The sequence below is a fragment of the Cupriavidus sp. HPC(L) genome (assembly GCF_000307735.3).
GTDB lineage: Bacteria > Pseudomonadota > Gammaproteobacteria > Burkholderiales > Burkholderiaceae > Cupriavidus.
In genome coordinates this window covers 1-8,544 of sequence record NZ_AMPR02000119.1, presented here as the reverse complement: position 1 = coordinate 8,544, position 8,544 = coordinate 1, and the positions used below count along the sequence as shown (strand labels likewise).

Annotated in this window: 7 protein-coding genes; 2 read left to right on the top strand and 5 right to left on the bottom strand. The window is 68.6% G+C overall.

Features of this window, described 5'->3' with window-relative positions; translation table 11 throughout:
- Together B551_RS09055 and gloA are read left to right on the top strand one after the other, a co-directional pair.
- Positions 1-760 (top strand): M48 family metallopeptidase (locus tag B551_RS09055; protein WP_023263930.1); only part of this gene is annotated, 760 nt, incomplete at its 5' end.
- Positions 761-898: 138 nt separating this feature from the next.
- Complete coding sequence (gene gloA, locus B551_RS09050) at positions 899-1,306, top strand: lactoylglutathione lyase (protein ID WP_006576854.1); 408 nt, start codon at positions 899-901, stop codon at positions 1,304-1,306.
- Between the two features lie 64 nt (positions 1,307-1,370).
- On the opposite strand, the gene B551_RS25120 is transcribed toward gloA, so the two are convergent.
- From B551_RS25120 to B551_RS09025, 5 genes are all read right to left on the bottom strand, one after another.
- Positions 1,371-2,639 carry an ankyrin repeat domain-containing protein gene (locus tag B551_RS25120; protein ID WP_006576855.1) on the bottom strand — a complete coding sequence of 423 codons (1,269 nt, stop codon included), beginning with the start codon at positions 2,637-2,639 and terminating at the stop codon, positions 1,371-1,373.
- 192 nt (positions 2,640-2,831) lie between these two features.
- A complete protein-coding gene (gene rsmA / locus B551_RS09040; protein WP_043438338.1) occupies positions 2,832-3,644 on the bottom strand; it encodes a 16S rRNA (adenine(1518)-N(6)/adenine(1519)-N(6))-dimethyltransferase RsmA in 813 nt (270 codons plus the stop codon).
- A 10-nt stretch (positions 3,645-3,654) separates the two neighbouring features.
- Positions 3,655-4,749 carry a 4-hydroxythreonine-4-phosphate dehydrogenase PdxA gene (gene pdxA / locus B551_RS09035; RefSeq protein WP_006576857.1) on the bottom strand — a complete coding sequence of 365 codons (1,095 nt, stop codon included), beginning with the start codon at positions 4,747-4,749 and terminating at the stop codon, positions 3,655-3,657.
- Positions 4,750-4,794: 45 nt separating this feature from the next.
- Entirely contained in the window at positions 4,795-6,300 is a 1,506-nt protein-coding gene (locus tag B551_RS09030; protein ID WP_006576858.1) for a peptidylprolyl isomerase, read from the bottom strand.
- Between the two features lie 9 nt (positions 6,301-6,309).
- A partial coding sequence (locus tag B551_RS09025) for an LPS-assembly protein LptD (RefSeq protein ID WP_023263928.1) occupies positions 6,310-8,544 on the bottom strand: 2,235 nt, incomplete at its 5' end.

The following is an 8,544-nucleotide window of genomic DNA, read 5'->3' as shown; positions in this document are numbered from 1 at the left end:
GGCCGGCCCGGCCACGGCGCCGTGGCCGGCGCCGCAGCCCAACGCCCGGCTGCTGCGGCTGGGCGAACGTCCGCTGCACTACACGCTGAAGCGTTCGTCCCGGCGCACCATCGGCTTCGTCATCGACGACCGCGGACTGTCGATCACCGCGCCGCGCTGGGTCACGATCGCCGACATCGAAGCGGCCATCGCCGAGAAACAGCGCTGGATCTTCGGCAAGCTGGCCGAATGGCAACAGCGCGATGCGCAGCGCGTGCTGCCGGCGGTGCAGTGGCGCGACGGCGCGACGCTGCCCTTCCTGGGCAAGCCGATCACGCTGCGGCTGGACTCGCCGACCGGCACGCTGCTGTTCGATGGGCAGGCGCGCGTGCTGCATCTGGCGCTGCCCGAGCAGGCCGACGAACAGCAGATCAAGGACCGCGTGCAGGCGTGGCTGCAGCACCAGGCCAAGCGCCTGCTGGCCGAGCGGCTCGATATCTATGCGGAGAAGCTCGGCGTGCGGCATCGCGCCTTCGCGCTGAGCTCGGCCAATACGCGCTGGGGCAGCTGCACCTCCGACGGCAAGATCCGGCTGAGCTGGCGGCTGATGCATTTCCCGTTGTCGGTGATCGACTATGTGGCCGCGCACGAGCTGGCGCACCTGAAGGAAATGAACCACAGCCCGCGCTTCTGGGACACGGTGGCGTCGATCTTCCCCGAGTTCCGCGACGCGCGCGCGCAATTGCGCAGCCATCCGCCGGAAGCGTTGCCGGCGTTCTGACGCGGCGGGCACCGGCGGCGTCCCCTCGGATCGCTGCGCCGATCCGTTCTACACTAACGCCTTTCCCGCAACACCCGCGTGGAACCCCGCAGTACCCCCAACAAGACGTCAATAGAACATCCCCAACAGAGGCTCATCATGCGACTCCTCCACACCATGCTCCGTGTCGGCGACCTGCAGCGCTCGATCGATTTCTACACCCGCGTGCTCGGCATGCAACTGCTGCGCGAGAGCGACAACCCCGAATACAAGTACCGGCTCGCCTTCGTCGGCTACGGCCCCGAGAGCGAAACCGCGGTGCTCGAGCTGACCTACAACTACGGTGTCGACAAGTACGAGATGGGCACCGCCTACGGCCATATCGCGCTGGAGACGGACGATGCCGCCGGCGCCTGCGAGCGCATCCGCGCGGCCGGCGGCAAGGTCACGCGCGAGGCCGGCCCGGTGAAGGGCGGCACCACGGTGATCGCCTTCGTCGAAGACCCGGACGGCTACAAGATCGAGCTGATCGAGCGCAACTCGACGCGCGACGCCAGCCGGCCCTAACGGGCTACCCGGGCCCCCAGGGCCTCGGGGCTGCGCCGTCCGCGCACCGCGGCGAGGCGCGGTCTCAAAGGATGGTGCAAACACTCTTGCCGTTCGCCACGCGACGCATATTGCTTTCGAGCTGATAGTCCCTGACGGTCGCGCCCTTGCCGTCCACCATGTCGGTCCGCGCCCCCGCCACGATGATCTTGAAGATGAAGCCCGGCGGCTGGTCGCTCATATGCGCGTACATCAGTGGCGTGCGGCCCAGCGTATCGCGGCCATTGATGTTGCCGCCGGCATCGCGCAAGCTCTTGACGATGTCCAGGTATCCGTCCGACGCCGCCACCATCATCGGCGAGGTGCCGGCATCGTCGCGGACATCCGGGTCGGCGCCGTAGGCCACCAACTGCTGCACGGCACGCAGCTGGCCCAACGCGGCCGCCAGATGCAGCGCCGTGATGCCTAGTGGGCCCCGGGCATCGACGGGAACGCCATGGAGCAGCAAGCGCGCGAACGGCGCGTCCGCGCCGAGCGCTATCGCGGTCATCAACGGCGTCATGCCCATGGCGGGCTCCGCTTGTTCGAGCACGGCGCGGTTGTCGACCGCCGCCGCCAGGTCGATCAGCGCGCAGGCCACGCGCGGCGCCTTGTTGCGCAAGGCCAGCTGCAACAGGTCCAGCCCGTCCTTGATCGGCATGTCGAGGCTCCAGTCGGCGCTGGTCACCAGATGCCGCAGCGCGGCCGCATCGTCGGCTTCGATTGCCGCCAGCACGCTGCTCCTGAATCCATTCATCCAGTCCACCAGGGCCTCCTCCAGCGCCGGCAGGATCGCCGCATGGCCGGGCGCCGGCGCGCCGCCCACGTCCCTGCCGAGTTCCAGCGCGCTCCTGCCGTGCCGGTTCGGCTTGCCGAGGGCGCCGAGCCCGATGCCGCCGCCGTACCAGCGCCCGTGGTCCAGCAACGACTGCACCACCGCCGGCATGGTCGGACGCAGACCCAGCGCCAGGTGCATGCAGTTGTCGCCGTCGCGATTGGCGATGGCGGGATCGGCCCGATGGGCGAGCAGCGTATTGATCAGCGCCGGTTCGCAACGCGACTGGATCGCGGTGTGCAACGGCGTGTTGCCCTGCTCGTCGCGCCAGCCAATGGCGGCCGGTTCGCGCTGAAGCCACTCGCGCACCGCCGGGCCGTCGTGGCGCCGCAGCGCCAGTGTCAGTTCGCGGCCTGCGTGGTGGAGGCCGGCGCTGCCGGTGCGTTCATCGCTGGTGGCGCGGCGCGCGCCGTGAACGGTGTCGGGTACGGGGCCGGACTGGAACAGCGGGACCTGGCTCGTGATACGGCTAGCATGCATGCTGCGCTCCTTTGCGGTTGAGAGATCGCGCGACGCGGCCCTGGGCCGGTCGCGGCGCGATTCTCATCCGCGCCGGAAGGCGCGTTTTAGCATTCGGGCGGAATTCTTGCGCAGGCCGCCGACACAGCGCGCCGACACAGTATGCCGACTGCAGCGGCCCGCAGAGGGAAGGAAAGGGAAGAAAAATCGGGCTTACCCGCCGATGCGATTGGCCAGCTCGACGTACTCGGCCACCGGCACCTCTTCGGCGCGGCGGCCCAGGTCGAAGCCGATCGCGTCGAAGTCGACGTGATCGCGCAGCATCGACAGCGTGTTGCGCAGTACCTTGCGGCGCTGCGAAAACGCCGCGGTGACCAGGTCGCCCAGCACCATCATGTCGCACGCGGCGTACGGCGAGCGCAGCCGGCCGTCCTCGTGGCGCGGCCACGGAATCATCCGCACCACCGCGGAATCGACCTTGGGCGGCGGATTGAACGACTCCGGCGGCACGTCGAGCACGTACTCCATGTGGTAGCGCACCTGCAGCATGATCGACAGCCGGCCGAAGGCCTTGCTGCCCGGCTCGGCCACCATCCGCTCGACCACCTCCTTCTGCAGCATGAAATGCTGGTCGCGCACGTGATCGGCGAACTCCATCAGATGGAACAGCAGCGGGCTCGAGATGTTGTACGGCAGATTGCCGACGATGCGCAGCGGGCGTCCGGGCTGCTTCAGCTGGTCGAAATCGAAGGCGAGCGCATCGCCCGCGTGGATCGTCATGCGGTCGCCGTAGCGGCGGCGCAGCCGTTCGACCAGATCGCGGTCCAGCTCGACCACGTGCAGATGATCGAGCCGCTCCAGCAGCGGCTCGGTCAGCGCGCCCAGGCCGGGGCCGATCTCGACGATCAGGTCGCCGGCGTGCGGGTCGATGGCATTGACGATGCCGTGGATGATGCTGTCGTCGACCAGGAAGTTCTGGCCGAATCGCTTGCGGGCCGTATGGCCCTGGTGCACAGGGGAACGCATCGATGTCTCTTCAGTGTCCGGCCGGCGGGTCGCCGCGCAGGTCCTGCGCGGCATGGCCGACCATGCCGATCGCGCAGCGGATCGCCTCGATCATGCTGCCGTGTTCGGCGCGGCCCGTAGCGGCCAGATCGAGCGCGGTGCCGTGATCGACCGAGGTGCGGATGAACGGCAGGCCGAGCGTGATATTGACACCACGGCCGAAGGTGCCGTATTTCAGCGGCGCCAGGCCCTGATCATGGTACATCGCCAGGACGCAGTCGGCGTCGCGCAGCAGCCGCGGCTGGAACAGCGTGTCGGCCGGATAGGGGCCGCGCGCGTCGATGCCCGCCTCGCGCGCCTTGGTCAGCGCCGGCGCGATGATGTCGATCTCCTCGCGGCCGAGGTGGCCGCTCTCGCCCGCGTGCGGGTTCAGGCCGGTCACCAGGATGCGGGGATGGGCCAGGCCGAAACGCCGCCGCAGATCGGTGTCGACGATCGTCAGCGTCTCGAGCAGCATCGGCACGTCCAGCGCATCGGGCACGGCGCGCAGCGGCAGATGCGTGGTGGCCAGCGCCACGCGCAGCATCGCATTGGCATGCGCGGGCTGGGGGCCGGCCAGCATCATCACCACGCGCGCGACGCGGGCCCGTTCCGCCAGATATTCGGTATGGCCGGTGAAGGGCACACCGGCGTCATTGATCGTGCTCTTCTGCACCGGCGCGGTGACCACCGCCGCATAGCGCGCGGGCTGCCCCGGCAGCGGCTGCAGGCCGGCCAGCGCCGCATCGAGCAGCGCCAGCACATGGCGGCCGTTGCGCGCGTCGAGCACACCCGGCTGGCATGGCACGGCCAGCGGAATATCGTCAACGATGACATCGCCCGCATCGAGCCTGTGCTGCCACGCTTCACCCAATCCGAGCACCGCGGCGCGCTCGGCCAGCAGCCGCGCGTCGCCGAGCACATGGAAGCGCGGGCCCGCCTTCCCGCCCGCCAGCTCCAGCACCGCCCGGATCGTGATGTCCGGACCGATGCCGGCCGGCTCGCCGGTCGTGATCGCGATCGGCAGCGATGCGGCCGGATGCGATACATCGGATGGGGCGGAGGGTGTGGCAGACGGCGCGGTCATCGTGGTGGCGAAACGGTTCCCGTGGCGGGAGCCCTGGTGGGACCCTTAGCGGGTTGCCTCGCGGTTGGTCCGGTATTCGACATAGGCCGCCTCGCGCAGCTGGCGCAGCCAATCTTCGTAGGCGGCGCGCAGCTTCTGCTCGCGCACCTCGGCGCGGGCGAAGTCCCGCTGCTTCTCCGGCGACACCTCGACCTCGCGCCGGTTGTCGACCTGGATCAGGTGCACGCCGAACTGGCTGGTGACCGGCTCGGATACTTCGCCCGGGCGCAGGCGGTTCATCGCCTGCTCGAACTCGGGGACCAGCTCGCCGGGCGACACCCAGCCGAGTTCGCCGCCGTTCTGCGCCGAACCGTCCTGCGAATAGCGCTTGGCGATATCGGCGAAGCTGGTGCCGTGCTGGATGCGGTCGCGCAGCGTCGACAGCTGCCGGCGCGCCTCGGCCTCGGGCATGTTCGGGCCGGTGCGGATCAGGATATGGCGCACCTGCGTCTGCGTGATGCGGCTGGGCGCGGCATCGCCGCCGGCGGGCGCGGTGCGCTTGCCGGCGAGCTTCAGCACATGGAAGCCGGCCGGGCTTTCGACGACCTCGGGCACCACCTTGCCGGGCTGCAGATCGAGCACGGCGTTGGCGAACTGCGCGGGCAGGCGGCCGATTTCGCGATAGCCGAGCGAACCGCCCTTGGCACCCTCGGCGCCGTCCGAATTGTTCTGCGCCAGCTGCGCGAAGTCCGCGCCGCCCTGGGCCTGCTTCAGCAGCCCCTCGGCCTTGGCACGCAGCTGCGCCTTCTGCGCGTCGCTGGCGCCCTCGGGCACGCGCACGAAGATCTGCGCGACGTCATATTGGGCCTCGCCGGTCGGCGCGGCGCCGCTGCGTGCGGCGCGCGCGGCCAGGTAGTTGTCGATCTCGCCGTCGAACACCTGCACCTTGGAATCGACCTCGCGCTCGCGCAGCCGGATCACCTGCACCTGCTTGCGCAGTTCGCTGCGGTACTTGTCCCACGTCATGCCGCTGCGGTCGACCTGCGCGCGCAGGTCGGACACGCTGATGCGGTTCTGCTGCGCGACCGATTCGATCGCGCGGTCGACTTCCTGGTCAGTCACGCGGATGCCGGCGTCCTGCGCGGCCTGGGTCTGCACCCGCTCCATCACCAGCCGTTCCAGCACTTCGCCGAGCAGTTCCTCGCGCGGCGGAATCGGGCGGCCGGCGGTGCGCAGCTGGTTCTCGATCTCGTCGGCGCTATCGAGCAGCTCGCGCCGCGTGATCACGGTGTTGTTGACGATCGCCACCACCTCGTCGACCAGCTGCGAGCGGCCGGTGCGCTGCCCCGAGCCGAGACGCGGCTGGGTCGGCGAGGTCGGCGGCGTGGCCTGGGAACCTTGCGGCACGAAGATGCCGGTGGCGCGCGGCGCGGAGCCGGACCCACCAGGTGCCTTCAGCTGCGCGGCCGCCGGAACGGCCGCGCAGGCGAGCAATGCGGACAGCACGATGCCGCGCGAACGCCGCGACGATGCCGCGGCAACGGAAAATACAGAGACTGCTTGACGCTTCATCATGGTCCGTCATTCGTAATGGTCGAACTGGGTCTGAGGGATCGGCGCGGCCGAGACAGGCTCGTAGCCAGGCACGTTCAACCTCATGATATCCAGCGGATTGGAGCCGATCTTCGACAGGCCGCGGAACTCCACCTGCAGAAACACGCGGCCGGTGTAGCCCTGCGTGGTATTGCGGAATCGCTGGTAAGCGACCCGGCCGACCCAGCAGTCGGCGGCATATTCGAGCCCCAGCAGCGTATCGACCAGCTGGTTGGCGCTCATGTCGTAGGCGACACGCCCGATGCCGTAGGTCCGCCGCGTGATCGGCCACTGGCTCGAGATCTCGAACTGGTCGATCGCGGTATTGTCGGTGACCGTGGTCGGACGCCGGTAGCGATAGCCGACATTGAGCAGCTTGCGCGGCTCCGGCCGCCACGCGAACGCGATGTTCGACTGGATCACGCGGTCGTTTTCCGGGTTGTACTGCATCCCGGCATTGATGTAGTAGCCGCGGAACAGCTGGATGGTGGTGGCGCCCAGCAGGTCCGAATAGCCCTTCTCCGCATCGTCGAGCGTGCCGGTCAACTGCACGCGCTGGCCGCTCATGTCGAAGCGCTGCGCCAGCGTACCACGGAAGCGTTCGATGCCGGTCTCGGACTCGATCAGTCGGGTGGTCACGCCCGCGGTCAGCTTGTTGTTGTCGGCGATGCGGTCGTAGCCGGTAAACGGGTTCTCGCTGAAGATCTGGCCGTAGCCAAAGTCCGACTGCACCGTGTCGAACAGCGGGAATGCGCTCTGGTCGCGGAACGGCGTGTAGACGTAGAACAGCCGCGGCTCCAGCGTCTGCAGGTACTTGGTGCCGAACAGCCGGCTGATGGTCGGCGCATCGCGCTCGAACGTCATGCCGCTGTCGATGCTGAAGGTCGGCACCGAGCGCGTCAGCGTGTTGTTGGCCCCCGGCGTGTTGGTCGACGGCTCCATCTGGTACTGGGCCGCGTTGAACATGACCTTGGGCGTCACGAACCAGCCCGGGCGCACGATCGGATAGCTGATCGACGGCTGGATGAACACGCGCTCGCCCTGCGGCTGCTGGAAGCCGGTGGTCGTCAGCGGGATGCGGAAGCGCGTGTAGTCGGCCTCGATCTGCACGTCGAAGCCGCCCCAGTTGTAGCGCGTGAACTTGCCGTTCAACTGCGGCACGCGCTCATAGGTTGGCTGGCTCGGCGCCAGCGTCTGGAAGGTCTGCACGCGCGCCAGCAGCGAGAAGTCCTGCCAGTTGTAGGTGACCCCGCCCTCCTGCGTGTACTGCCGCAGCGTCGACTGCGCGACCGTGCGCGTCAGGTCGTCCGGATAGCGGTCGTCCGATACCCGGTTCAGGTTCACATAGGCGTTCAGGCCCTTGGCCAGGTTCTGCGTATGCTGGATCGAGTACAGCCAGCGGTCCGAGTTGGTCTTCTGGTCGTTCGGCAGAAACTCGCCGCGGATCCGGCCCGCGTAGCCGTTGCCGATATAGCGGAAGTCGCCGCCCAGTTGCACGCCGCGCTCGCTCATCACGCGCGGATACAGCGTCAGGTCGCGGTTCGGCGCGATGTTGAAGTAGTACGGCACCGTCAGGTCGAAGCCCGAACGGGAGCTGTAGGCCATCAGCGGCGCCAGGAAGCCGCTGCGGCGCTCGTCGGTCAGCGGGAAGGTCACCGCCGGCGCCGCCAGGATCGGCACGTCGAAGAAGCGCAGCACGGCGCCGTGCGCGGTGCCGACCTGACGGTCGCTGTCCAGATCGAGCTGGCGCGCGCTGAAATACCAGTCCGCGTTGTCCGGCGAACAGGTGGTATAGGTGGCGCGCTGGATGGTGCTCTCGTTCTTGTTCAGGAAGTCGATGCGCTCGGCCGTGCCCGAACCGCCGGTCTGCTGGAAGTAGTAGTCCGGCGACAGCATGTAGCCTTCGTTGGCCTCGACGCGCAGCTTCGCCTCGGGGCCGACCGCCAGCGTGCCTTCGCGCGAGAGCCGGACATTGCCGGTCGCCAGCGCCTCGTCGCTGTCCTGGTCGTAGGTCAGCTTGTCGGCCTTGATCACCGCGCCGTCGCTGCGCAGTTCGGCATTGCCCTGCAGTTCCAGGCCGCGCTCGTTGTAGCCGGTAATGCTGTCGCCGGAGACATAGGTCGGCGCGCTGGGATCGCTCGGCGCGCCGCGCCAGGTGGCCGGCTCCGACAGATAGGGGATCAGTTCGCCGGGGCGCGGCGGCTGGCGCGGGTCGGCCGCCTC